Here is a 22958-nt window from a genome sequence, read left to right as displayed (position 1 = left end):
CGGCGCATAACTTTCGACGAAGGTCGATTCCGATCCGATTTGCGAACTGGCGCAAAAGGCAATTTTCGCGCTATCCCGGCAGACCATGTCGGATGTCGCCACTCAGCCGCGCGTGCCTGCGCGGGTCGTTCTGCTTTCGCTAGCCGCTCTCTGGGCCTGTTATTTCCTCGTCGCCACGCTGCGCGGCGCGGTGATGGGCTATGACTTCGTCTGGCCGATCTTCTCTCGCCGCCTGACGATCTGCATCCTTTCCATGCTGGTCATGGCCGCCGTCTGGCCGTTGCTGCAGATGCTGGAGCGCAAGTCCGGCGGCGTGCGGCTGGCGATCGTGCTGGTCGGCGCGCTACCGCTGGCGCTGCTGCTCAGCGTGATCAACGAGGCAGTGTTCTCCGATATGGAGATGACCCAGGCCTACGGCAGCGAGCAGGAAGCCGAAGCGGTTAAATCGGGCAAAGTGAAGATCAGCCGTGACGAAGCCGGCAACATTCTTGTCGACTTGCCCACCATCGTTACACAGCCGGTGCCGGCGCCACCGGGAACGCCTTCGGAGGATGCCTCCGCGCCGACACCGCCGCCGGCCCCGGAGCCAACCACGACCAGCGACCCCAATGCCCATTCGATCACGATCCACACCAACAAGACGCTGGGCGACAGCTACGCGCGATGGGGATCTGTGGCCGACTATGCGTTCACCCGCTACTTCCTGGTCCTGGCCTGGGCCGCGCTCTATTTCGCGCTCGCCAAGGCGGAAGAAGCCCGCGTGGCCGAACGGCGCGAAGGCGAACATCGCCGCGCCGCCGCCGCTGCCGAGCTGCGGTCGCTGCGCTATCAGGTCAATCCGCACTTCCTGTTCAACACGCTCAACTCGCTTTCGGCGCTGGTGATGACGGGCAAGCAGGACGATGCCGAAACGATGATTCAAACGCTGTCGACATTCTATCGCCGCACGCTCTCCGGGGATCCCACAAGTGACCTGAAGCTTGTCGATGAGATCGAACTTCAGAAACTCTATTTCGAGATCGAGGCCGTTCGTTTCCCAAATCGCCTCGTTTCGACGATTGATATTGACGATGCCGTTTCGAATGCGATGGTGCCCGGCATGATCTTGCAGCCGCTCGTCGAGAATTCGGTGAAGTACGCCGTCGCCGCTACCCAGCGGCCGGTGACGATCGCCATCCGCGCGCACCGGGTGGACGACATGCTGGAATTGTCCGTTACCGATGATGGGCCGGGCGAGAAGGTGAAAGGCGTTCAGGGCTTCGGCATCGGCCTTGGCAACGTGCGCGATCGCCTGCGCGCCCGCTATGGCGATGCGGCGACGATCTCGTTCGGACGGCGCGAGGAGGGCGGTTTTGCTACCGTCCTGCGCCTCCCCTTGCAGTTTGGGCCGTCGGATGCCGGGCCGCTGGAGCTTGCCCGTGCTTGAACCCGTACAGACTTTGGATAACGCGCCGCTGCGCGCGCTGATCGTCGATGACGAGCCGCTTGCGGTGGAGCGCATGCAGGTGATCTGCGCCCGGATCGATTCGATCTCGGTGATCGGTACCGCCAGCGATGGTGAGGCCGCGCTGCGCCTGATCGAGGCTTTGACTCCCGATCTGGTGCTGCTGGACCTGACGATGCCGGAAACCGACGGATTGACCGTCGCCCGCCGGCTGGGCGGGTTGCCGGAAGCGCCGGCGGTGATCTTCGTCACCGCGCATGACGAATTCGCGGTGGAGGCCTTCGACCTTGACGCCGTGGACTACGTGCTGAAGCCGGTCGCGCCGGAGCGGCTGGAACGCGCGATCTCGCGCGTCGGCGCGCGGCGCGGCGAACGCACGGTGCCCACCGGCAAGTGGCTTGAGGAATTCTGGGTGCCGCACCGTTCCGAGCTGGTGCGCGTGCCGGCTGCCGACGTGGAGCGGATCGATGCAGAGCGCGACTATGTGCGGCTGCACGTCCGCGGGGCGAGCTATCTGCTGCTGCAGACCATCACCAGCCTGGAACAGCGCCTGGATCCGGAGAACTTCATCCGCATTCATCGCAGCTGCATCCTGCGCCGCGATCACGTTGCCGGGCTTCGGCACGAAGGGCTGGGCGTCTGGTCGGTGGAAACGGCGGACGGTGAAGCGCTGCGGATCGGGCGCACTTACCTGCCATCAGTCAAAAAAATGGCGGGCCGCTAGGGGACCCGCCAGTCTTTTATCCGATTATTTTTTAGGGACTTCGTGGGCGCCACGGTCAGTTGGTGGCAACGCGGGCGCGGGCATTGGCGCGTTCGACCGCGGCGGCGACGTGGGCGCTGAACTGGGCACGGGCCTTGTCGTAGCATTCGACGGCTTCAGGGCTGCGCAGGCGCGAACCGGTGGTCACATCGTCATAGCCGCAGACGTCGCGGGCGGCGGTGTCGAGACGGCGGTCGAGCTGCTTCTGGCCTTCAGCGGTGGTCAGGTCGAGGTCGGCATAGCGAACCGTGACGTCCTTGGCGAAAGCCGGCGTGGCAGCGCCGAAGCTCAAACCGGTGAATACGAGCGCGGCGGCGGCGGCTGCAATCGAAGTGGTCTTGATCATCGTACTTCCTCCTCAGGTGGGCCGGCGGCGGGGGGTCCTGCTCGGCCCGGTGATTGTCTTGTGCACCGCACCCGGGGACGATTCACGCAGACCTCGACCGCAGCGCCCCGCATGTCGACGAAGGGGCAGAAGCGGGGACGAACGACATTCCCGCTCGACGAATGACTTCGCCCGGGATGATCGAAAACGAATCGAACAAGGCCTTGATTCGGCAGGAGGCTGGCAAGTTGGCGACGGCCCATGTACAATCGATCCCGGTATGGGACTCGTCTTCGTCTTCCTGCTCGGCATCCTTAACTTTGCCGCTCACAAGGCGGTGCTGGAATCCGGCCATCCCATGCTTGGAAGCATCCCCTGGTTGGTCCAGCCTTTGGGCGGAAAGCTCAGCCTGGTGGTCGAATTCGCGATGTTGCTGGGCGCAATGATCATGGCGGCAGCGGGATCGAGCGGCTGGGCCTGGATCTATGCCTGCTATTCCGCGCTCAACGCGCTGGCGGCCTGGCTGATCTTTCGGGACGGGCCTGATGGGCCGGCCCAGGGAACCCCGGCGAAGCTTGCCGGTTTTGGGGGCATGACTGGAAAACATGTTTCTTCCCGCCATCGCTGCTGGCTTGTCTGCAATGCAGCCAGCGGCAGCAACGACGATGCCGCCGTCGCCGAAGTGCTCTCCGCCCTTACGGCGGTGGGCTTCGAACCCGAACGGACGATCCGCTTTCCCGACGAACAACCACCGGATTCGGAGACTCTGGCCGCAGCGGATATTTCGCTGCTGGCGGTGTTCGGCGGCGATGGCACCGTTCATTCGGTGATCGAAAACGTCAGCGGCTGGAACGGGCCCGTGCTGGTGCTGCCCGGCGGGACGATGAACATGCTGGCCAAGCGGCTGCACGGCGACATTCCCGCCCCCGAAGTGGTCGCCCGCCTCGCGCCCGACCGTCTGCCCACCACCCGGCCCGAAGTGATTGCCACCCGCCATGGGATCGCCCTGACCGGCGTGCTGGCCGGCCCCGGCACGATCTGGAACGAAGTGCGCGAGGCGATGCGCGCCGCCAACGTGCTGGAATTCGTAGCCTCCGCCAAGGAGGCGATTGCCTGGTCGGTCAAAGGCCCGAAAGTCGTCTGCGCCGAGGTCGACTGCGGGCGCGAGGACGGCTATGCCGCGATCACCGTGACCCCGAACGCAACCGGACTCGAAGCGAACGGCTATTATGCTGAAACGCTGGGCGATTTCGCCGGACAGGGCATTGCCCTGATCAACCGCGATTTTCGCGATGGGCCGCACGATCCGCTGGGCAGCCATTCGCGCCTGCGGCTGGTCTGCCCGGATGGCGAACCGATGGGCCTGCTGATCGATGGCGAGCCGTTCGAAGGGGGCACGGAAGAGCACTTCCATCCCGCGATCCTTGAGGTCGATCTGGTGACGACATCGCATGAACCTTGAGACTTCCGCCCCGAATCCACGCAGCCTGAAGCTGTTTCATCTGAGCGATATTCATTTCGGTCTCGAAGATCCGGAGGCGATCGCCTGGGCCAAGGACTGCATCGCGCGTGAAAAGCCCGATGCCGTTGCCATTACCGGCGACCTGACGATGCGCGCGCGCCACCCCGAATTCGCCGCTGCCTGCGGCTGGATCAAGGGGCTGAACGTGCCGGTTACGGTGGAAGTCGGCAATCACGACATTCCCTATTTCAACCTCTACCAGCGATTCTTCGATCCCTATCGCCGGTTCAAGGCGATCGAGCGGCAAGTGGAAGCGCAGCTCGATCTGCCCGGCCTTGCCATCGTGCCCCTGCGCACGACGACGCGCGCGCAGTGGCAGCGTTTTCCCTGGTCCAACGGCTGGGTGACCGACCATGCCCTGCGCGAGACTCTTGCCGCGATCGATGCGCTTCCGGCCGGCACGCGCGTGCTGGTGGCCGCACATCATCCGCTGATCGAACGCCGTGCGCGCGACAACAAGCTGCTGACCATCAACGGCACACGGACGATGGAAATTCTGGCCGGCCGCAAGGTGATGGGCATCTTGTCCGGCCACATTCACGATGCTTTCGACCTGACCAGCGAGACTCCCGCCGGTCCGCTGCGGATGATCGGGGCCGGCACCCTGTCGAAGCGGATCCGCTCCACGCCGCCCAGCTTCAACGAGATCACCATCACCGGCGATGAGATTCGCGTAGTCGCGCGCAATCTGGAGCATGTGCCGACGGCGGCGATGCAGATCGACGAAGTGCCCGAAAACGCCCTGCCGCCGCGCGAACCGGGCGAGCCCGTGGCGCCGGTCGGCGCGGTGCCGCCGGTCGATCCGCCGGTGCATTGATCGCGCTTCAAAACTACCGATCTGAAAGCCCACTTGCCCCTTTCATCATCTCCGCGAAGGCGGGGGCGACGGGTGCTATAAGCGTTGTGGGCTGCGAAGACGGTATCGCACCTGAGCGGTACCTAACCACACATGAAAGGGCCGCAGCATCCGGGGGGAGATGCTGCGGCCCTTTTCGTATCGACCGCTTCCTGACGGGGGGATTCGGAAGCGGCTTTTCCTGAACCTTGAGGGCGTTTTGCCCCTTACTGGTAATCGTGGTCGATCTTGCCCAGGCCGTTGATCTCCTGGGTGAGGTGGGCCGGCTTGCGCACCAGCTTCACCGAACCGATGCCGTCGATGCTGACCGAAACGTTGCCGGTGGCGCCGATCGTCACGCTGCCCACGCCTTCGACGCTGACCTTGGCGTCCTGCGCTTCCAGCTTGCCGAGGTTGAGGTTGCTGGCGCCTTCGGTGCGCACGTCCAGCTTGCGGACCTTGCCCGAAGCGTCGAGGTTGATGGCGCCGTCCGCCTTCAGCGTCAGGCTGTCCTGGTCGAGTCCGGTCAGCGTCACATCGCCCGGCGCGTCGAAGTCGAAGCTTTCGATCTGCGGCGCGGTGATGTTCACCTTCAGCCCCTTGTGCATCTTCAGGTCACCGTCGACGCTGAGGCGGCCATTTTCCCAGGTCAGCCGGTCGATCACCTTCTGCGGGCCGGAGACCACCATCTCGGACTTGTCGCCCTTGGTGAAGACCAGTTGCACCGGGATATCCATCGCCAGGCGGGTGCCGGGTTCGATGGCGAAAGTGCGGGTCTTGGCCGGGCCGTGGTCCTGATCGTCATCGTCGAAGGAGAAGCTCCAGCCATCGTGCGCTTCCACGTCCTGGCGGAACTTGTCCCCGCCGACGACCCAGGCCGCACCGAAAGCGACGATCGACAGGATCACGCCGCTGGCGAATACGATGAGCAGTTTCCTGAACATCACTTGGTTCCTTTCTCTCGTGCTTTCAGTCTTCGGGATGGATGGCGGGTTCGATCACGCGGTAGTGCAGGCGGCCGAACCACATGAGGGCATTGATGATCCAGATGCTCACCAGCGTCAGCAATGCGCCGATGGCGACCGAGGCGCTCATCAGTCCAAGCCCGCCCAGGATCGCAACCAGCCAGCCGCCGGGAAAGCCGCTGAACGGTCCGGCGATCATCACGAAGCCGCCGACGAAGAACATCACGATGGTGGCGACGAACAGGCCGAACATCACGCCCAGAACCGGCAGCACGATCGGCAGCAGGATCAGGATGTCGATGGTGGCAAGGCCCATGAAGGCCAGGATCGCGCCCCATGCGGAAGAGGGCGAACGACCGCTCTCCCAGTTCTTGAAGCCGGCCTCGAAGCGCAGTTCGCGCGCCAGCCTTGCGGGGTTTCCGAGGGCCGCGGCGACCTCCTCTTCGCTGCGGCCTTCGGCGGCACCGGCATCGAAGTGCTCTTCGTAGTCGGCGACGATCTCGGCGATCACGTCCTGCGGCACGCCGTTCAGGCCCGCCTTCAGGCGCCGGATGAATTCGTTACGCTTCATGGCTCGGCTCCCCTTCTTCCTGCGGCGCCGCAGCGGGCGCTTCTGCCTCCACGTGGCCCACGATCAGGCCATCGACAGCGGCGGTGAAGCCGCGCCATTCGGCAACCTGTTCGGCCAGCCGCGAGCGGCCGGTTTCGGTAATGCGGTAATACTTGCGCGGCGGACCGGAGGGCGATTCCTCGAGGTAGGTCACTACCAGGCCATCGCTCTGCATCCGGCGCATCAGCGGGTAGATCGTGCCTTCGCCCATATCGACCGCGTCGGCCATGCGGCTGGCGATCTCGTAAGCGTAGCTGTCACCCCGCGAAAGCAGCGCCAGGACGCAAAGCCCCAGCACCCCTTTCTTCAACTGGATTTCGATTTCGGACATCGAATCATCTCCTGCGGATGAGGAGTGTATATAACCAGCTACTGTGTAACGCAAGATACCTTGCATGAGAAAATACATGTCACGGCAAGATACCTTGCTATGACGAGGTATCTGGTATCGGCCTGCAGTCCGGAATCGTCGGCTTCGAGGGGAAAATTCGCGCAGTTCCCGCGATTTGCGCCATTTGGAGGAAACCATGCGGCGGGCGGTGAATTGTCGTGGGTGGCAAAGGAGAAACACTTTGACACTTTCCTCCCCCCATTTCGGCGCCCGCCGTCGCCGCCCCTGGTTCACCGGTGTTGCCCTGCTGGTGGTCGGCGCGGTCTTTACGGTCGGCGGTGCCTGGCTCGCGCTGCTGGCCGGTTCGCTCTACTACCTCGTCGCGGGCGTGCTGCTGATCGTGACCGGCGTGCTGGCCCTGCGACGAAGACCGGAAGCGCTGTGGCTCTACGCCGCCGTGCTGACCGGCACGGTGATCTGGGCAATCTACGAAGTGGGACTGAACGGCTGGGGCCTGGAACCCCGGCTGGTGGCACCGACGGTGCTGGGGCTCTGGCTACTGCTGCCCTGGGTGCGACGCGGGATCGTTCCGGAGGGCGACCGCCGCCCGCTGGCGCGTCACGCCGCTTGGGGCCCGGCGCTGGCCTGCGCGCTTTCGGTCGTGGTCCTGATCGTCGGCTTCGCGCGCCCGGTGGGCGTTTCGGGCGATGCCGGCAACCGCATCTTTGCCGGGCAGGTCGACAACTCGGTCCCGGCAGAGGACTGGTGGTACTACGGCCGCACCGCCAAGGGCGATCGCTTCTCCCCGCTCACGCAGATCAACGCGGGCAACGTGAAGAACCTGAAGGTCGCCTGGACCGCCGAGACCGGCGATCACATGCGCCCGGGCGAGGATGTGGGCGGCACTGACGCCGGGCATGAATTCAACTTCGAAGTCACGCCGATCAAAGTGGGCGACACGCTCTACGTCTGCACCGGCCACTCGTGGGTAGAGGCGCTGGACGCGCGCACCGGCAAGGTGAAGTGGAAGTTCGACCCCAAGGCCAATACCGATGCCGATGTCTACCTGGCCTGTCGCGGCGTCGCCTTCTACAAGGCGCCCGAGGGCAAGAGCAGCGTCTGCCCCACGCGCATCCTGGCCCCCGTGCTGGACGCACGGATCGTCGCGGTGAATGCCGAAACCGGCAAGCCTTGCGAGGATTTCGGCGATCATGGCTTCATCAGCCTGAGCAAGTACCTCGGCCACGTGCCGGCCGGCTTCCACTTCATGACGTCACCCCCGCTGGTGATTCACGATCGCATGATTCTGGGCGGCTGGGTCTATGACAATCAGGCCCGCAACGAACCTTCCGGCGCCATCCGCGCTTTCGATCCGGTCAGCGGCCAGATCGTCTGGGCCTGGGACGTCGGCCATCCCGATCAGGTGGTCCATCCCGACGACAAGACCGAACTGACGCGCGGCACCCCCAATGCCTGGGGCGTCTATACCGCCGATCCGGACCTCAACATGGTCTATCTGCCGCTGGGCAATGCCACGCCGGACTATTTCGGTGGCGGGCGCCGTCCGTTCGACGATGCCTATTCCAGCTCCGTCGTCGCGCTGGACATCACCACCGGCCAGCCGCGCTGGCACTTCCAGACCGTGCATCATGACGTGTGGGACATGGACCTGCCGGTCGGCCCGTCGATGGTGGACCTGCCGGTGAACGGCAAACTGGTGCCCGCACTGGTGCAATCGACCAAGCGCGGCGAGTTCTTCGTGCTGGACCGCCGGACCGGCCAGCCGATCGTGAAGACGATCGAGAAGGCCGTGCCGCAGGACGGCGTGCCGGGTGAAACGCTGGCCAGGACCCAGCCCTATCCTTTAGGCATGCCCTCGCTCACCCCGGCCGATCTGGTGGAGAACCACCTCTGGGGCGCCACCCCGATCGACCAGATGATGTGCCGGATCGAGTTCCGCAAGGCGCATTACGAAGGGCAGTTCACCCCACCGCAGCTGAAGCCGACGATCGTCTATCCCGCCTTCGACGGGGTGATCGACTGGCACGGCGCCACCATCGACCCGCAGCGCAAGCTGCTGATTGCCAATGCCAACTACATCCCCTTCATGATCACCATGAAGCCACGCGGCCCCTACGAAAAGTCGGGCGCGGTGCCGCCGTGGAACGGTTCGGGTAACGAACCGAAGATCGGCCCGGGACTCGCCCCGCAATATGGCACGCCCTATGTCGGCATGGTCCATCCCTGGCTCAATGCGCTGGGCGTGCCGTGCAACCCGCCGCCATGGGGCACGCTGACCGCGATCGATCTGGTGACGCACAAGATCGTCTGGCAGCGCCCGATCGGAGACACGCGCGCCACCGGGCTGGGCGGCACCCATACGAACCTGCCGCTGCCGACCGGCATCTTCAATATCGGCGGCAACATGATGACCGCGGGCGGGCTCGACTTCATCGGCGCCACGGCGGACCAGATGTTCCGCGCGGTGGACGTGCGGACGGGCAAGACGCTGTGGCAGGTCGGCCTGCCCGCCGGCGGCAATGCCACGCCGATGACTTATGCGGTGGACGGCAAGCAATACGTGCTGATCGCCGCAGGCGGCCACGGCGGGCTGGGGACCAAGACAGGCGACTACCTCGTCGCCTATGCCTTGCCCGAAGGCTGATCCGCTGGGCTGACCGCTGAGAGGTTTGGGAGAGAGGGCGTCGCCTGCGGGCGGCGCCCCATTTCCATTCAGCGCGTGGGAATCTTCAGCGCGGCCCTATGGGCGACTTCGGCAATCGCGCCTTCGCTTTGCGCGACGCGATTTTGCGTGGCGGCAGTGTAGACCGTCAGGACGTAGAATTGGCCCGACGGCGGGCGAATCACTGCAATGTCGTTGACCGCACCGGCATTGTTGGTCCCCGGCTTGTTGGCCACGGTCCAGCCTTTCGGGACGCCTGCGCGGATGCGCCGTGTGCCGTTCTGCTCGTTCTGCATCCAGACGAGTAGCGTGGCGCGCTGGTGCTCGCCGAGGACGGTGGGCGTCAGCAGCAGGGCATTCAACGAACCGGCTATCGCGGCGGGCGTGGTGGTGTCGCGCAAGTCGCCGGGCGCCCCCAGGTTCAGCGCCGGCTCGATCCGATCAAGCCGTGATGTCCGGTCGCCCAGGGTGCGGAACAGGCGAGTCACCGCCGATGGGCCGCCCACTAGGCCGAGCAGGTAGTTGGCGGCGGAATTGTCGCTGCGCTCGACCGCTGCTTTGCACAGCGTCTCTACCGGCAGCGTCGCGACATCGGGCTGCTGTGCGGTCACCGGCGAATTGCCCAGCCGGTCGGCGGCGCGGATCGTGATCGGACGTTGCAGCAGGCGCGGGTCCGTTGCCGCGCGGCGGAACACCTCGGCGGCGAGGAAGATCTTGAAAGTGGAGCAGAGCCTGAATCGCTCGTCGGCGCGATGCGTGAAGAGAATCCGGCCATCGCTGGCGCGCAGGACCGCGCCGATGTGCATGCCGTGCCGCCGCTCGAATTCGGCCAGATCGGATGCCGCCTGCACGGGGCAAGCCAGCGCGGCCAGAGCGATGCCGCCGATCAGATGGCGGCGGGTGAGGGCATGGGTCATCGCTTCGCTCGGCGCAGTTCAGGGGCGCATCTGCCTATCCCGTTGCGCCACAACAAAAAAGGGCCGCGGTTTCCCGCGACCCCTTTTTGTAAAGCCGAAGCTCTCGAAAAAGCGGATTAACGCTTCGAGAACTGGAAGCTACGACGTGCCTTGGCGCGACCGTACTTCTTACGCTCGACCACGCGGCTGTCGCGGGTGAGGAAGCCGGCTGCCTTGACGGCGGCGCGCAGGGCGGGCTCGTACTTCGAGAGAGCCTGGGCGATGCCGTGCTTCACAGCGCCAGCCTGGCCCGACAGACCGCCGCCCTTGACGGTGGCGATCACGTCGTACTGGCCGTCGCGACCAGCAACCTGGAAGGTCTGGTTGATGACGAGGCGCAGGGTCGGACGTGCGAAGTACACTTCCTGGTCGCGACCGTTGATGATCACCTTGCCGGTGCCGGGCTTGACCCACACGCGGGCCACGGCGTCCTTACGACGGCCGGTGGCGTAAGCGCGGCCCTGGGCGTCGATTTCCTGGGCGCGGAGCGGGGCGTTCGAAACGACGGGAGCGATCGTCTCAGCCGAATTGGCCACGGCGACTTCGCCGAGGTCCTTCAGGTCGGACAGGCTCTGAACGGTATCGGTATCAGACATTACGCGCCAACCTTGTTCTTGCGGTTCATGGAAGCGACGTCGAGCGCTTCGGGCTGGGTGCCACCGTGCGGGTGCTCGGTGCCGGCGTAGAGGTGCAGGGCTCGCATCTGGTCGCGGCCGAGCGGGCCACGGGGGATCATGCGCTCAACAGCCTTTTCAAGCACGCGCTCGGGGAAACGACCGGCGAGAACCTTGTCCGCGGTCACTTCCTTGATGCCGCCGGCGTAGCCGGTGTGCTTGTAGTAGGTCTGCTGCTTCAGCTTGTTGCCGGTGAACTTCACCTTCTCGGCGTTGATCACGACGACGTGGTCGCCGCAATCGACGTGCGGGGTGAAGCTCGGCTTGTGCTTGCCGCGCAGGAGGTCTGCGATGACGACCGCGAGACGGCCAACCACCAGACCCTCGGCATCGATCAGATGCCACTTCTTTTCCACCTCGGCCGGCTTGATCGACCGGGTGACCTTCGTAAGCGCCTTCATGGCTGGTCTATCCCTAATGTTCAGGTCGCGCAGGGCAGGGAATCGCTTTCGGCGAATCTCCGGCTACGCGGGAAGGCGGCCAAATCGTCGAAAAGGGTGCGCAAGTCAAGCAGACTGCGGGATTCCAGAGAGGTAAAATGATACCGTCCGGAATTCTGGGATGGTCGAGAGATCGGTCGCACATACCCGCGTCGCCGAACTTCGTCGCCCCCGCGAAGGCGGGGGCCCCCTTGTTCTTCGTCGCGAGGTTGCAGAAGGAAGCGGGATCCCCGCCTTCGCGGGGATGACGGGGAGGGGTGGGGTGTTGCTTAGATAGAGCCCGTCCCAGTTCCGATGCTCGCCAGCCACGCGAGCGTGCCCGGCGCGCCGGTGTCGCAGCGCCAGCCGAGTACGGCGGGTTCCTCATAAGGGTGCAGTTCCGTCAGCCGGGCAACGGCCGCGTCGAGCAGGGCGGCGTTGGTCTTCACCAGCAGGCCCTGTTCCTGAGCGGTGTCCTTCACGCCATTCCAGACGAAGACAGAGGTCATGCCGGGCATCAGGTTGCCGCAAGCGGCGAGGCCCTCGTCCAGCAGGGCGTTGATCGCCGCCAACGCGCTGTCCTGATCGGGAAACGGGCTCCAGATCAGGGCAGCGATGGAGGCGGCCTGTTCGCTCACATCCCGAGCCCGACCTGATCGCGGCGGCCAAGGCCGTGCGCGCCCCAGGCCGTCGCCGCCACCAGCAGCGCGCCGCAAAGCTGGTGCGCCACCGCCAGCCACAGCGCCACGCCGGACCAGACGGTGCAGATGCCGAGAATCACCTGAATCCCGAAGGCGCAGTGAATCGCGACCGAAATCTTGCGCAGGCGCATCGCCTTCAGACGGCGCGCCATGACGATCAGCACGGCAACCACCGCCCAGGCCCACCAGCGATGGACGAAGTGAGTAAGGTAAGGATCGTTAACCAACGCATGCAGCGCGCCGCCTGCCCACTCGACGCCATCGGGAAGGAAAGTGCCCTGCATCAGCGGCCAGGCGTCCAGGCTGAACCAACCGGCGCCGGCGACATAGCCCGCGCGCAAGCCCGCAACCATCGCCCCCATGAACAACTGGAAGAACAGCATCGCCAGTGCCAGTGCACCGAACCGCGTCAGCCGAGCCCGCGCCTGCCCGCGCGCCAGTTCGCGAAGGTCCAGCGCGGTCCAGACGAGGCCCCCCAACGTCGTCAGCGCCACCAGCAGGTGTGCGGCGAGGCGGAAGTGGCTTACCCGGTCGGCCGCTTCGGCGGTGAGGCCGGAGGAGACCATCCACCAGCCGACCACGCCCTGAAGCCCGCCCAGCGCCAGCAGCGCCAGCAGGCGCGGCTTGTAGCCCAGCGGGATCGTGCGCTTGAACCAGAACCACGCCAGCGGCAGCGCAAAGGCCAGACCGATCAGGCGCGCCAGCAGGCGGTGGACCCATTCCCAGAAGTAGATGAACTTGTACTGCCCCAGCGTCATGCCCGCCGGGCCGTTCACGTCGATGTACTGCGGGATCTGCTTGTAGTGTTCGAATTCCGCCTGCCACTGCGCTTGCGTCAGCGGAGGAAGAGCACCGGTGATCGGCTTCCATTCGGTGATCGACAGGCCGGATTCGGTCAGGCGGGTGATTCCACCCACCGCCACGATCATCACCACCAGCGCGGCCACGAAGAAGAGCCAGCGCACCATAGGAACGATATCGTCGGAAGTTCCGAGCAGCGGGCGACCGTCAGCATTTCTCATGGCCCATGTCCCTGCGATCTTGCGACGAATTGCGCAAGAGCCACGTCGTCTGAACGAAAGATTGTGAAGGCCGGCTCTTGAATGATGTTACAACATCACATAGATGAGCCGCATGCGGAGTACCCTGATAGCGATTCGAAACCGGATGGACCGGGCGGGCGTCGTCCTCAGCGGACTGTGCGCGGTGCATTGCGTCCTGGGTGTGGTGCTGGTCGGTTTCCTCGGCCTGGGCGGCGATTTCCTGGGCGGCAAAGTGCTGCTCTCTCCCGAGATTCACCGCGTCGGCCTGATGCTGGCGGTGATCGTCGGGGTGATCTCGCTCGGCTTCGGCGTGGCCCGCCACCGCCGTGTCGCGCCGATGGTGATCGGCGGCCTCGGCCTTACGTTGATGGGTGCTGCCATCCTTGTCGGCCATGGCTTTGCGGAATCGGTGCTCACCATCATCGGCGTCTCGTTCGTGGCCTTCGCGCACATCCGGAACATGCGCCACACGCATTGACGGTTTCGCGAGGGTTTCGGGGAAGTGCCGTTTGGGCACTTTCCAAATCCGTTCCCGGCGCTATCTGCGGCGCATGGCTGCAGACATCTCCCTTACCGTCAACGGCGAACCGCGCCGCATCGCGCCCGGTTCCAGCATTGCCGACCTTGTCGCCGATATCGGCCTTGATCCCACCAAAGTGGCGGTCGAGCATAATGGCGAGATCGCACCGCGTTCGACGCTGGCCGATGTCCAGCTGTCGGACGGCGACGTGCTGGAGATCGTCCACTTCGTCGGCGGCGGCTGACGCGCCCGAACTGCCGCTCCGTTTCCTGAATCCGCGCTCCCCGAAAGGATGCGAACCTTGACCGATACTGCTTCCGCTTCCGACTCGTCGCTCGACTCCTGGACCGTCGCCGGCCGCACCTTCACCTCGCGCCTGATCGTGGGCACCGGCAAGTACAAGGATTTCGAGCAGAACGCGGCGGCAGTTGCGGCTTCGGGCGCGGAAATCGTCACCGTGGCGGTGCGCCGCGTCAATGTGTCGGACCCCAAGGCGCCGATGCTGACCGACTATATCGATCCGAAGAAGATCACCTACCTGCCGAACACCGCCGGCTGCTTCACGGCCGACGACGCGATCCGCACGCTGCGCCTGGCGCGGGAGGCGGGCGGCTGGGACCTGGTGAAGCTGGAAGTGCTGGGCGAGGCGCGCACGCTCTATCCCGACATGCGCGAGACGCTGAAGGCCACCGAGATCCTGGCCAAGGAAGGCTTCCTGCCGATGGTCTACTGCGTGGACGATCCGATCGCCGCCAAGCAGCTTGAGGAATGTGGCGCCGTGGCCGTGATGCCGCTGGGCGCGCCGATCGGTTCGGGGCTGGGCATCCAGAACAAGGTGACGGTGCGTCTGATCGTCGAAGGCGCCAAGGTGCCAGTGCTGGTCGATGCCGGAGTCGGCACCGCATCCGAAGCGGCGGTCGCCATGGAGCTGGGTTGCGACGGCGTGCTGATGAATACCGCCATCGCCGAGGCGAAGGATCCGATCCGCATGGCCCGCGCAATGAAGCTGGCAGTGCAGGCCGGACGCGACGCATATCTTGCCGGACGCATGGGCCAGCGCCGCTATGCGGACCCTTCAAGCCCGCTTGCCGGCCTGATCTAATGGTTAACGAATTCCTTTCGAAATGCTTCCGCGAGGTGCCGTAGGCAAACGTTTGCCCGGTTAAGCGCATGGAAAGCTGAAAGGCGTGAAAATGATTCTCGTGGGAAGGGGATGACCTTCCCCGTCACGGGAGTCATGAGCATGACCTACACCGGCGCCGCCACCGTCACGATCAGCGAGCTGCGGGAATTCGCCAGCTTCACCGGGTGCGAGCAACGCTACATCCGGCGCAGTCTGGACGTGGGGCTGGGCCGGCAGGATGCGCTCAAGCTCTGGGGCCGGAACGCCACCGAACTGGCCTCCATCCGCAAGCAATATGCGGCCTATGAAGAGATCAAGGTCCTGCGCGGCACGCAGCCGAGCGAGGCCGGGTTCGAAGATATCGAAAGCTTCATGGGCAAGCTGCTGCGCATGGCCGCCTTCGATCTGGCGCAGGAGCGGATATCGTCCTTCGCCGCCTTTCGCTTCCTTTACGAGCGGCTGCTAGGCGCCGGGATACGTCCCTGGCTGCCCGCCGCCTTCTGCGGCGCCGCGGCGCTGCCCCAGATTCAGCCGGAGCGGCGCAAGCTGCTGCTCCATTCGATCAGCGAAGCCGCCGCCACCGCGCCCGGCTGGTCTGGCCGCGAGCCAAGCTTCTATCCCGAATGGATAGAGAAGGAAGTGGCCTGACACCCATTCCCCTGCCCGGAGCCCCCCGGGTCGCAATGAAGAGAGCGTCGCAAAAATAAGAACGACGCAAAGATGGAACGAAATTCAGTTCCTTGCTGGGGGACGCGCCGGATGGAAACATCCGGCGCGTTTCGTTTCCGAAGCGTTTCAGTTCTCCATCCAACTGGCCGCCAAGGCAATTTCGCCTATACTGCCGGCATGAGCGAACCCGCACCCGCCGCCACGGCCGCCGCCCGCTTCCCCACTTTCGGGCTTGCGCCCTGGTCGATCGTGGTGCCGTTGATAGCGCTGGGCGCCGTGGTGCTGGGCAAACCGTCCAGCATCAGCCTTGCCATCGTCATCGCCATCGCGCTGGGCGGCGCGGTGATGGCGGCGGTCTATCACGCCGAAGTGATCGCCCACCGGGTGGGGGAACCGTTCGGCACGCTGATTCTGGCCTTTGCGGTGACAGTGATCGAAACCTCGCTGATCGTCTCGATCATGCTGAGCGAGGGGCACGGCGCTCAGTCGCTCGCGCGTGATACCGTGATCGCGGCGGTGATGATCACCATCAACGGCATCGTCGGCGTCTGCCTGCTGCTCGGCGGCGGGCGGCATCACGAGCAGGGCTATACCCAGTCCGGCGTCAATCACGGCCTCGCGATTCTCGCCACGCTCTCGGTGCTGACGCTGGTCATGCCCAACTACACCACCAGCAGCGTCGGCCCGTTCTACAACGACAACCAGCTGATCTTCATCGCCTTCGACGCGCTGATGCTCTACGGTGTTTTCGTTGTCGCCCAGACCATCTGGCACCGCGACCACTTCCTGTATCCGGACAAGGATCAGCCCCCGCACGAAACAGTGCCGACCGCCAAGGCGGCGGCGGCCGGAGCGATGCTGCCGCTGACGCTGATCGCAGTGGTGCTGCTGGCCAAGGCGCTTTCGCCCTCCATCGAAGCAGGCGTGGCGGCAATGGGCGCGCCGCCAGCTCTGGTAGGCATCATCATCGCCGCGCTGGTGCTGGCGCCGGAGAGCCTTGCCGCGCTCTCCGCCGCGCGCGCCAACCGGGTGCAGACGAGCCTCAACCTTGCCATCGGCTCGGCGCTCGCCACGATCGGACTCACGATTCCGGCGGTGGCCATCGCCTCGATGTCGATGGGGCTCGACCTCGAACTGGGCCTGTCCGCCAAGTCGACCGTGCTGCTGGGCCTGACTCTGCTGGTGGCGACGATGACGTTGAGCACCGGGCGCACCACGCTGGTGCAGGGCATGGTGCATCTGGTGATCTTCGCCACCTATCTGTTCACGACGCTGGTGCCGTGAATCAGGTTTAATTGCACCGGCAACCCATACCCAAAATACCTCGTCGTCCCCGCGAAGGCGAGGATGACGGGGTTTGGTATCGTGGATGTTGTGTCGCGCTCGTCTAGCAGGACTCCACACTCAGTTCCGATAGAGCGCATCCAGCCGGTCGGTATAGCGTTCCTTCAGCTTGTGCCGGCGGATCTTCAGGCTGGGGGTCATCTCTTCGTTCTCGATCGAGAACGGCTCGTCGGCGAAGGCGTACTGACGCACCTTCTCGATCACCGAGAGGTCCGTGTTCACCCGATCGATCGCCCCGCGAATTTCCGCACGGAACGCCGGCAGACGCTGCAATGCCTTGAAATCGAACTTCTCATCGTTCGCCTTGGCCCATTCCAGCGCCCAATCGGCATCGGGAACGATCAGGCCGACGATGTAAGGCCGGCGGTCCCCATAGACCATGGCCTGCGCGATCTCCGGCTGAAGCGTCAGCATCGATTCCACCTTCTGCGGAGAGACATTGTCGCCCTTGTCGTTGACGATCATGTCCTTCTTGCGGTCGGTGATCTGGATGCGGCCGCGCTTGTCGATATGGCCGATGTCGCCCGTGTGCAGCCAGGCGCCCGTTCCGGAATCGATCAGCACCGCGCGGCTGGCGGCATCGTTCTGCCAGTAGCCCTGCATGACCAGTTCGCCGCGCACCAGAATCTCGCCATCGTCGGCGATCTTCAGATCCACTCCGCGCAGCGGCGGGCCGACGGTGGAGTGGTCGATGCCGGCAGCGGGACGGTTGCAGCTGATGATCGGCCCGGCTTCGGTCTGGCCATAGCCTTGAAGCAGGGTGAGCCCCATCGAATCGAAGAACACGCCGATCTCCGGATTCAGCGGCGCGCCGCCGGAGACCAGCGCCTTGATCCGGCCGCCGAACTTGGCGCGCACCTTCGGCCGCAGCGTGTGTTCGAGCACGAGGTTGACCGCCTTGTCGCCAAGGCGCCAGCGGCCGCGCTGGCGGCGCTCACCGAGGCCCATCGCCAGATCCATCAGCTTCGAGGCGACGGCACCCTGCTTTTCGATCTGCTTCATGATGCGCGTGCGCAGCACTTCGAACAGGCGCGGCACCACCACCATGATGGTCGGCCGCACTTCCTCGATATTGGCGGCCAGCTTGTCCAGCCCTTCGGAATAGTAGATCTGCCCGCCCACGCCGATCGGCAGGAACTGGCCGCCGGTATGCTCATAGGCATGGCTGAGCGGCAGGAACGAGAGGAAGGTCTCGCTCTGGTCCAGCCCGAAATCGTCCATCACGATCTGCGCCGCACCGGCCACGTTGGTCAGCAGCATGCCGTGATGCTGGCGCACGCCGCGCGGCGCGCCGCCGGTGCCGCTGGTATAGATGATGCAGGCCAGATCCTCGCGCCGGAAATGGACGAGGCGGGCCTCGACTTCTGCGCGCGCGAGCACCGGATCGCCTTCGAACAGGCCGTCCCAGTCATGCAGTTCGAACGAACCGCCTTGCAGCGGCGGCATCCGCTCCATGCCGATCACATGGCGGCACAAGTCGGTCTGAACGATCGCCGGCAGCAGCGTCTTGCCCAGCTTGGCGGAGGAGACGATCGCCGCGTTCGCGCCCGAATTCTCCAGGATGTGAATGTGATCGCGCGTGGTGTTGGTGGTGTAGGTAGGCACCGTCACGCAGCCCGCCGCCATGATCGCCAGATCGGCGATGCACCATTCGGGGCGGTTTTCGGAGACGATCAGCACCCGGTCGCCATCGTGCAGGCCCATCCGGCGCAGGGCGGAGGCCATCAGGCAGACGCGGCGCGCCACTTCGGCCCAGGTGATCGGCTGCCAGGCGCCATCGCGCTTGGCCCAGAGCATCGGGGTTTCGCCGAGGGCATCGGCGCGCTTCAGAAACAGCGAAACGAAGTTCGTGCTGTTGTCGAAGTCAACAAGATCCATGTTGACCGGGGTCCTCTCGTGAAATGTCGGAATTTGTCGTTTCGTCAACGTCTAGGCGCGCGCGTCGGTTGCGACAAGCGCGGCCAGTGACGAGATCGGGCGGGGGAAAACCGCGATTGCGGCGTTATTCGGTGCCCACAGCTTCGGCGATGGACGTGAATCCATCGCGTTTCATCAGCGATTCCAGTCCCTTGCAGATGGCTTTGGCGATTCCCGGACCTTCGTAAACCATGGCGCTATAGACCTGGACAAGGCTGGCCCCGGCGCGAATGCGCGCCCAGGCATCTTCCGCCTTGGCGATGCCGCCCACGCCCACGAGGGGAATCGCCCCGCCGGTGGCCTTGCGGAAATCGCGCAGGCGCTGGAGCGCCAGATCCTTGAGCGGCGCGCCCGAAAGCCCGCCGGACTCGCCCGCGTGCTGGGATGCCAGCGCTGGGCGCGAAATCGTGGTGTTGGACACGATCAACGCGCCAAGCCGGCGATCGATGGCGATGCGGGCAATCGCGTCGACATCCGCCGGCTCCAGATCGGGCGCGACCTTTAGGAACACCGGCGGCCGGCGATCGTCGCCGCAGGCCGCGTCCCGCGCCTCTATCACCGCGTCCAGCAGGCCGGTCAGCGCCGATTCGTCCTGCAGCGCGCGCAGGCCGGGGGTGTTGGGGCTGGAGATGTTCACCGCCAAATACGTGGCCAGCGGGGCCATCAGCCGCGCCATCGTCGCGTAATCGGCAACCCGGTCAGTCGAATCCTTGTTGGCACCGATGTTGATGCCCAGCACGCCCGGACGGTCCTGACGTGCCGACAGGCGCGCCAGCGCTGCTTCGGCCCCGTGATTGTTGAATCCCATGCGGTTGATCACCGCGCGGTCTTCCACCAGCCGGAACAGGCGCGGCTTGGGATTGCCGGACTGGGGCAGGGGGGTGATCGAGCCCACCTCGGCAAAGCCGAAGCCCAGGCCCAGCAGGGCGTCGGGCACTTCGCCGTCCTTGTCGAAGCCTGCCGCCATGCCCACCGGATTGGGGAAGGCGATTCCGCCCACTTGCGTGGACAGGCTGGCGGGAAAGGCCGGCGCGCGCGTGGAACCGGCCAGCTTGAGGCCAGCGAGGGCGAGGCCGTGTGCCGATTCGGCATCGAGTCGGAACAGGGCGGGTTTGAGCAGGGAGTAGATCACGTCCGCGCGCATAAACGCGTACGCCCTGCGGCTCAAATGCTTCTTTGCCAGCCCGCCAAAGCGACGGAAACACGGACGACAGTGCGATCTGCGACACGCCGTGTCGCAATTATACAATAAATCGCCCGGCCCCTTCCCTACACGGGATTTGCGACCCGAAGGGCTCGTAGCGGGATGCGCACGAGTTCTTTATTACCTTAAGGGCGGTTCCCAGTTCGCTGGGGGCCGCCTTTTTTTGGTTTATTTCGGGTTATTTTTCCTCCGTTGTGGAGAGGGTTGCAACAGCGTTAACCGGCGAAGCCCGCAAATCCTGTTGAAACTCCATTGAAACCGCAGCCTTCCTGCACTACGTGGCAAATCGGAAGAAATTGATCCACTTTAAGCTGCGGGTCCCGAAAGCCTCTACCGATGCGTTTATCGAGCATGGCGGACTATGCCGTCGTCATCATGTCTGCTGCCGCCCGGCACTGCGGCGGATGCCCGCTCGTCGCGGGTGATTCGAAGCATGGGCGAGTCTCGGCCGCGCAACTGGCCGAGGAAACGCGGCTTCCCGCGCCCACCGTGCAGAAGCTGGTGAGCAAGCTGACCGCCGCTGGCCTGCTGCGTTCTTCGCGCGGCGTGGGCGGCGGGTTGAAGCTGGCCCGCTCGCCCGACACGATTTCGGTTGCGGATATCGTCGAGGCAGTCGAAGGGCCCATCGCGCTCACCGCCTGCCTAGAAAAGGGCAAGTCTCCGGACAAGCCCGAATGCCAGATCGAGGGGGGCTGCCAGGTCCGCCCGCACTGGCCGCAGGTTAATGCGGCACTGCGCGGCGCTCTGGCGCAAGTGGCCCTGACCCAGCTCGTCGAGGAAGTTTGAATGACTGAAGAAACCGCTCCGGCACTGAGCTCGGCCTTGGGCCAAGATGCGCCCGAACTGCGCGATCAGGCCGCGCGTGACGCGGCTGCCCGCGTGGCGGAGTACGAGCACGGCTGGGTCGCCGATATCGAGCAGGAATATGGACCCAAGGGCCTGTCCGAAGACACCGTCCGCTTCATCTCCGCCAAGAAGGAAGAGCCGGAGTGGATGCTGGAATGGCGCCTGAAGGCCTATCGCCGCTGGCTGGACATGCCGATGCCGGACTGGGCGAAGCTGAACGTGCCGCCGATCGACTATCAGGAAGCCTACTATTGGGCCGCGCCCAAGAAGAAGCCTTCGCTGTCCAGCCTGGACGAAGTCGATCCCGAAATCCTGAAGGTCTACGAGAAGCTGGGCATTCCGCTGGAAGAGCAGAAAGTGCTCGCCGGCGTCGAAGGCGCGCGCAAGGTGGCCGTGGATGCGGTGTTCGATTCGGTCTCGGTCGCCACCACCTTCCGCAAGGAGCTGGAGCAGGCAGGCGTGATCTTCCGCTCGATCTCCGAGGCGATCCGCGAATATCCGGAACTGGTGAAGAAGTGGCTGGGCAAGGTCGTGCCCGTGCAGGACAACTACTTCGCCGCGCTGAACTGCGCGGTCTTCTCGGACGGCACCTTCGTCTACATTCCCGAGGGCGTGCGCTGCCCGATGGAGCTCTCCACCTATTTCCGCATCAATGCGGAGAACACCGGCCAGTTCGAACGCACCCTGATCATTGCCGAGAAGGGCAGCTACGTCTCGTACCTGGAAGGCTGCACCGCGCCGATGCGCGATGAAAACCAGCTTCACGCCGCCGTGGTCGAACTGGTCGCGCTGGAAGATGCCGAGATCAAGTACTCCACCGTGCAGAACTGGTACCCCGGCAATGCCGAGGGCAAGGGCGGCATCTACAACTTCGTGACCAAGCGCGGCCTGTGCCAGGGCGCCCGCTCCAAGATCTCTTGGACGCAGGTGGAAACCGGCTCCGCCATCACCTGGAAGTACCCCAGCTGCGTCCTCAATGGCGAGGATTCGGTGGGCGAGTTCTACTCGGTGGCCGTCACCAACAATTTCCAGCAGGCCGATACCGGCACCAAGATGATCCACAACGGCAAAGGCAGCCGCTCCACGATCATCTCCAAGGGCATCTCGGCCGGTAAGAGCAACAACACCTATCGCGGCCTCGTCCGCGTGGCAGCCAATGCCGAAGGCGTGCGCAACTTCACCCAGTGCGATTCGCTGCTGCTGGGCAAGGAATGCGGCGCCCACACCGTGCCGTATATCGAGGTGCGCAATCCCAGCGCCCAGATCGAGCATGAGGCGACCACCAGCAAGATCAGCGACGACCAGCTGTTCTACGCCATGCAGCGCGGGCTCGACACCGAGCAGGCGGTCGCGCTGATCGTCAACGGCTTCGCCAAGGAAGTGCTTCAGCAACTGCCGATGGAGTTCGCCGTCGAAGCGCAGAAGCTGCTGGGCATCTCGCTGGAAGGCTCGGTGGGGTGACATCCGCCATTCCCGCTCCCCTTTCCCCTGCAAGCACGGTGCCCAAGGCCAGTTGGACCGTAAAACGCGTTCAGGGCGACAAAGACAAAAGACACGAAGGACGAATCCATGACCGCCGCCCGTAAGACCCTCGGCATCAGCAAAGCCGCCGCGCCGAAGGCCGACGCCAAGGCCAGCTTCAACGTGACCGGCGCGCGCCTGGAAACACTCAAGGAGCGCGCGAAAGAAGCGCGCCGCAATCCCAGCGATGCGCAGAAGGCGCTCTGGGCGGAACTGTCCGGTTCCAAGCTGGGCGGCGTGAAGTTCATCCGCCAGTCGGTGGTCGGCTCGGCGATCGTGGACTTCGCCTGCCCCTCGCGCTGGATCGTCGTGCAGCTCAGCCCCGAAGACTCCAACCCGGACGTCAACGAGCTTCAGGACCGCAAGCTTACCGAAGTGGGCATTCGCGTGCTGCGCTTCTCCGAAGACGAAGTGCTCGAACGCATCGAAAGCGTCGTGCGCGAGATCACCACCGAACTCAACGTGCCGTTCGACAAGCGCTCCGCGCGCCGGAAGGCCGGGACCACTGCCGCCCCGCGTTTCGACGAGGGAGCCGAAGGATGA

At 64.7% G+C, this 22958-nt stretch carries 24 protein-coding genes; 13 read left to right on the top strand and 11 right to left on the bottom strand.

The window, feature by feature from the left end; genetic code table 11:
• The first annotated feature begins 85 nt into the window (after window positions 1–85).
• Window positions 86–1426 (top strand): sensor histidine kinase, encoded by a 1341-nt coding sequence (locus WBP07_RS15970; protein ID WP_395392546.1) that lies wholly within the window; start codon window positions 86–88, stop codon window positions 1424–1426.
• Window positions 1419–2168 carry a LytR/AlgR family response regulator transcription factor gene (locus tag WBP07_RS15965; RefSeq protein ID WP_395392544.1) on the top strand — a complete coding sequence of 250 codons (750 nt, stop codon included), beginning with the start codon at window positions 1419–1421 and terminating at the stop codon, window positions 2166–2168. Before WBP07_RS15970 ends, WBP07_RS15965 begins: the two co-directional genes overlap by 8 nt.
• A 55-nt stretch (window positions 2169–2223) precedes the next feature.
• Here the strand turns inward: WBP07_RS15965 and WBP07_RS15960 are convergent, their stop codons facing one another.
• Window positions 2224–2553 carry a UrcA family protein gene (locus WBP07_RS15960; protein WP_395392542.1) on the bottom strand — a complete coding sequence of 110 codons (330 nt, stop codon included), beginning with the start codon at window positions 2551–2553 and terminating at the stop codon, window positions 2224–2226.
• A gap of 259 nt (window positions 2554–2812) precedes the next feature.
• Here WBP07_RS15960 and WBP07_RS15955 point away from each other — a divergent pair, with 259 nt between their 5' ends.
• Together WBP07_RS15955 and WBP07_RS15950 are read left to right on the top strand one after the other, a co-directional pair.
• A complete protein-coding gene (locus WBP07_RS15955; RefSeq protein ID WP_395392540.1) occupies window positions 2813–3994 on the top strand; it encodes a diacylglycerol kinase family protein in 1182 nt (393 codons plus the stop codon).
• A complete protein-coding gene (locus WBP07_RS15950) occupies window positions 3984–4871 on the top strand; it encodes a metallophosphoesterase family protein (protein WP_395392538.1) in 888 nt (295 codons plus the stop codon). The genes WBP07_RS15955 and WBP07_RS15950 overlap by 11 nt, the downstream gene beginning before the upstream one ends.
• Window positions 4872–5116: 245 nt before the next feature.
• On the opposite strand, the gene WBP07_RS15945 is transcribed toward WBP07_RS15950, so the two are convergent.
• From WBP07_RS15945 to WBP07_RS15935, 3 genes are read right to left on the bottom strand one after another with little or no spacing between them, the layout of a single operon-like run.
• Window positions 5117–5833, bottom strand: coding sequence for a GIN domain-containing protein (locus WBP07_RS15945; RefSeq protein ID WP_395392536.1), 717 nt, complete (start codon window positions 5831–5833; stop codon window positions 5117–5119).
• Between the two features lie 25 nt (window positions 5834–5858).
• Entirely contained in the window at window positions 5859–6425 is a 567-nt protein-coding gene (locus WBP07_RS15940) for a DUF1700 domain-containing protein (protein WP_395392534.1), read from the bottom strand.
• The gene (locus WBP07_RS15935; RefSeq protein WP_395392532.1) at window positions 6415–6795 is read right to left on the bottom strand and encodes a PadR family transcriptional regulator; all 381 of its coding nucleotides are present in this window, start codon (window positions 6793–6795) and stop codon (window positions 6415–6417) included. Before WBP07_RS15935 ends, WBP07_RS15940 begins: the two co-directional genes overlap by 11 nt.
• Window positions 6796–7036: 241 nt before the next feature.
• On the opposite strand from WBP07_RS15935, the gene WBP07_RS15930 reads away from it, so the two are divergent.
• The gene (locus tag WBP07_RS15930) at window positions 7037–9460 is read left to right on the top strand and encodes a membrane-bound PQQ-dependent dehydrogenase, glucose/quinate/shikimate family (protein ID WP_395392530.1); all 2424 of its coding nucleotides are present in this window, start codon (window positions 7037–7039) and stop codon (window positions 9458–9460) included.
• Window positions 9461–9528: 68 nt separating this feature from the next.
• Here WBP07_RS15930 and bla read toward each other — a convergent pair whose 3' ends face one another.
• The 5 genes from bla to WBP07_RS15905 form a co-directional block, all read right to left on the bottom strand.
• Complete coding sequence (gene bla / locus WBP07_RS15925; protein WP_395392528.1) at window positions 9529–10395, bottom strand: class A beta-lactamase; 867 nt, start codon at window positions 10393–10395, stop codon at window positions 9529–9531.
• Window positions 10396–10511: 116 nt separating this feature from the next.
• Window positions 10512–11030, bottom strand: a complete 519-nt coding sequence (rpsI, locus tag WBP07_RS15920; RefSeq protein WP_395392527.1) for a 30S ribosomal protein S9 — start codon at window positions 11028–11030, stop codon at window positions 10512–10514.
• Window positions 11030–11509 (bottom strand): 50S ribosomal protein L13, encoded by a 480-nt coding sequence (rplM, locus tag WBP07_RS15915; RefSeq protein WP_142636519.1) that lies wholly within the window; start codon window positions 11507–11509, stop codon window positions 11030–11032. The genes rpsI and rplM overlap by 1 nt, the downstream gene beginning before the upstream one ends.
• Window positions 11510–11817: 308 nt before the next feature.
• The gene (cutA, locus tag WBP07_RS15910) at window positions 11818–12165 is read right to left on the bottom strand and encodes a divalent-cation tolerance protein CutA (RefSeq protein ID WP_395392525.1); all 348 of its coding nucleotides are present in this window, start codon (window positions 12163–12165) and stop codon (window positions 11818–11820) included.
• Window positions 12162–13250, bottom strand: a complete 1089-nt coding sequence (locus tag WBP07_RS15905; RefSeq protein ID WP_395392523.1) for a COX15/CtaA family protein — start codon at window positions 13248–13250, stop codon at window positions 12162–12164. Before WBP07_RS15905 ends, cutA begins: the two co-directional genes overlap by 4 nt.
• A gap of 112 nt (window positions 13251–13362) precedes the next feature.
• Between WBP07_RS15905 and WBP07_RS15900 the strand changes: the two genes are divergently transcribed.
• The 5 genes from WBP07_RS15900 to WBP07_RS15880 all read left to right on the top strand — a co-directional run bounded on the left by WBP07_RS15900 (window position 13363) and on the right by WBP07_RS15880 (window position 16867).
• Window positions 13363–13749, top strand: a complete 387-nt coding sequence (locus WBP07_RS15900; RefSeq protein ID WP_395392521.1) for a MerC domain-containing protein — start codon at window positions 13363–13365, stop codon at window positions 13747–13749.
• A 73-nt stretch (window positions 13750–13822) separates the two neighbouring features.
• Window positions 13823–14035 (top strand): sulfur carrier protein ThiS, encoded by a 213-nt coding sequence (thiS, locus tag WBP07_RS15895; RefSeq protein WP_395392519.1) that lies wholly within the window; start codon window positions 13823–13825, stop codon window positions 14033–14035.
• 57 nt (window positions 14036–14092) lie between these two features.
• Window positions 14093–14893, top strand: a complete 801-nt coding sequence (locus tag WBP07_RS15890) for a thiazole synthase (RefSeq protein WP_395392517.1) — start codon at window positions 14093–14095, stop codon at window positions 14891–14893.
• A 141-nt stretch (window positions 14894–15034) separates the two neighbouring features.
• Window positions 15035–15562 (top strand): hypothetical protein, encoded by a 528-nt coding sequence (locus tag WBP07_RS15885; protein WP_395395813.1) that lies wholly within the window; start codon window positions 15035–15037, stop codon window positions 15560–15562.
• Window positions 15563–15760: 198 nt separating this feature from the next.
• Window positions 15761–16867: a calcium:proton antiporter gene (locus WBP07_RS15880; protein WP_395392515.1), complete on the top strand. Its 1107-nt coding sequence runs from the start codon at window positions 15761–15763 to the stop codon at window positions 16865–16867.
• 120 nt (window positions 16868–16987) lie between these two features.
• Here the strand turns inward: WBP07_RS15880 and WBP07_RS15875 are convergent, their stop codons facing one another.
• Window positions 16988–18805 (bottom strand): AMP-dependent synthetase/ligase, encoded by a 1818-nt coding sequence (locus tag WBP07_RS15875; protein WP_395392513.1) that lies wholly within the window; start codon window positions 18803–18805, stop codon window positions 16988–16990.
• Between the two features lie 124 nt (window positions 18806–18929).
• Complete coding sequence (locus WBP07_RS15870) at window positions 18930–19988, bottom strand: quinone-dependent dihydroorotate dehydrogenase (protein WP_395395812.1); 1059 nt, start codon at window positions 19986–19988, stop codon at window positions 18930–18932.
• Between the two features lie 396 nt (window positions 19989–20384).
• Between WBP07_RS15870 and WBP07_RS15865 the strand changes: the two genes are divergently transcribed.
• The 3 genes from WBP07_RS15865 (at window position 20385) to WBP07_RS15855 (ending at window position 22958) form a co-directional block, all read left to right on the top strand.
• The gene (locus WBP07_RS15865; protein ID WP_395329644.1) at window positions 20385–20834 is read left to right on the top strand and encodes an RrF2 family transcriptional regulator; all 450 of its coding nucleotides are present in this window, start codon (window positions 20385–20387) and stop codon (window positions 20832–20834) included.
• Window positions 20835–22355, top strand: coding sequence for a Fe-S cluster assembly protein SufB (sufB, locus tag WBP07_RS15860; protein WP_395392512.1), 1521 nt, complete (start codon window positions 20835–20837; stop codon window positions 22353–22355).
• Window positions 22356–22463: 108 nt separating this feature from the next.
• Window positions 22464–22958 (top strand): endonuclease domain-containing protein, encoded by a 495-nt coding sequence (locus WBP07_RS15855; RefSeq protein WP_395392511.1) that lies wholly within the window; start codon window positions 22464–22466, stop codon window positions 22956–22958.

This window comes from Novosphingobium oxfordense (assembly GCF_044029435.1).
GTDB lineage: Bacteria > Pseudomonadota > Alphaproteobacteria > Sphingomonadales > Sphingomonadaceae > Novosphingobium.
This window is presented reverse-complemented; position numbering and strand designations above follow the sequence as displayed.

What these genes read in the sequence shown, in the direction of transcription:
- WBP07_RS15970 (WP_395392546.1), top strand. Translation starts at nt 86, where the DNA reads ATGTCGGATGTCGCCACTCAGCCGCGCGTGCCTGCGCGGGTCGTTCTG.
- WBP07_RS15960 (WP_395392542.1), bottom strand. Translation starts at nt 2,553, where the DNA reads ATGATCAAGACCACTTCGATTGCAGCCGCCGCCGCCGCGCTCGTATTC.
- WBP07_RS15955 (WP_395392540.1), top strand. Translation starts at nt 2,813, where the DNA reads ATGGGACTCGTCTTCGTCTTCCTGCTCGGCATCCTTAACTTTGCCGCT.
- WBP07_RS15950 (WP_395392538.1), top strand. Translation starts at nt 3,984, where the DNA reads ATGAACCTTGAGACTTCCGCCCCGAATCCACGCAGCCTGAAGCTGTTT.
- WBP07_RS15945 (WP_395392536.1), bottom strand. Translation starts at nt 5,833, where the DNA reads ATGTTCAGGAAACTGCTCATCGTATTCGCCAGCGGCGTGATCCTGTCG.
- WBP07_RS15940 (WP_395392534.1), bottom strand. Translation starts at nt 6,425, where the DNA reads ATGAAGCGTAACGAATTCATCCGGCGCCTGAAGGCGGGCCTGAACGGC.
- WBP07_RS15935 (WP_395392532.1), bottom strand. Translation starts at nt 6,795, where the DNA reads ATGTCCGAAATCGAAATCCAGTTGAAGAAAGGGGTGCTGGGGCTTTGC.
- bla (WP_395392528.1), bottom strand. Translation starts at nt 10,395, where the DNA reads ATGACCCATGCCCTCACCCGCCGCCATCTGATCGGCGGCATCGCTCTG.
- rpsI (WP_395392527.1), bottom strand. Translation starts at nt 11,030, where the DNA reads ATGTCTGATACCGATACCGTTCAGAGCCTGTCCGACCTGAAGGACCTC.
- rplM (WP_142636519.1), bottom strand. Translation starts at nt 11,509, where the DNA reads ATGAAGGCGCTTACGAAGGTCACCCGGTCGATCAAGCCGGCCGAGGTG.
- WBP07_RS15905 (WP_395392523.1), bottom strand. Translation starts at nt 13,250, where the DNA reads ATGAGAAATGCTGACGGTCGCCCGCTGCTCGGAACTTCCGACGATATC.
- WBP07_RS15900 (WP_395392521.1), top strand. Translation starts at nt 13,363, where the DNA reads ATGCGGAGTACCCTGATAGCGATTCGAAACCGGATGGACCGGGCGGGC.
- thiS (WP_395392519.1), top strand. Translation starts at nt 13,823, where the DNA reads ATGGCTGCAGACATCTCCCTTACCGTCAACGGCGAACCGCGCCGCATC.
- WBP07_RS15885 (WP_395395813.1), top strand. Translation starts at nt 15,035, where the DNA reads ATGACCTACACCGGCGCCGCCACCGTCACGATCAGCGAGCTGCGGGAA.
- WBP07_RS15880 (WP_395392515.1), top strand. Translation starts at nt 15,761, where the DNA reads ATGAGCGAACCCGCACCCGCCGCCACGGCCGCCGCCCGCTTCCCCACT.
- WBP07_RS15875 (WP_395392513.1), bottom strand. Translation starts at nt 18,805, where the DNA reads ATGGATCTTGTTGACTTCGACAACAGCACGAACTTCGTTTCGCTGTTT.
- WBP07_RS15870 (WP_395395812.1), bottom strand. Translation starts at nt 19,988, where the DNA reads ATGCGCGCGGACGTGATCTACTCCCTGCTCAAACCCGCCCTGTTCCGA.
- WBP07_RS15865 (WP_395329644.1), top strand. Translation starts at nt 20,385, where the DNA reads ATGCGTTTATCGAGCATGGCGGACTATGCCGTCGTCATCATGTCTGCT.
- sufB (WP_395392512.1), top strand. Translation starts at nt 20,835, where the DNA reads ATGACTGAAGAAACCGCTCCGGCACTGAGCTCGGCCTTGGGCCAAGAT.
- WBP07_RS15855 (WP_395392511.1), top strand. Translation starts at nt 22,464, where the DNA reads ATGACCGCCGCCCGTAAGACCCTCGGCATCAGCAAAGCCGCCGCGCCG.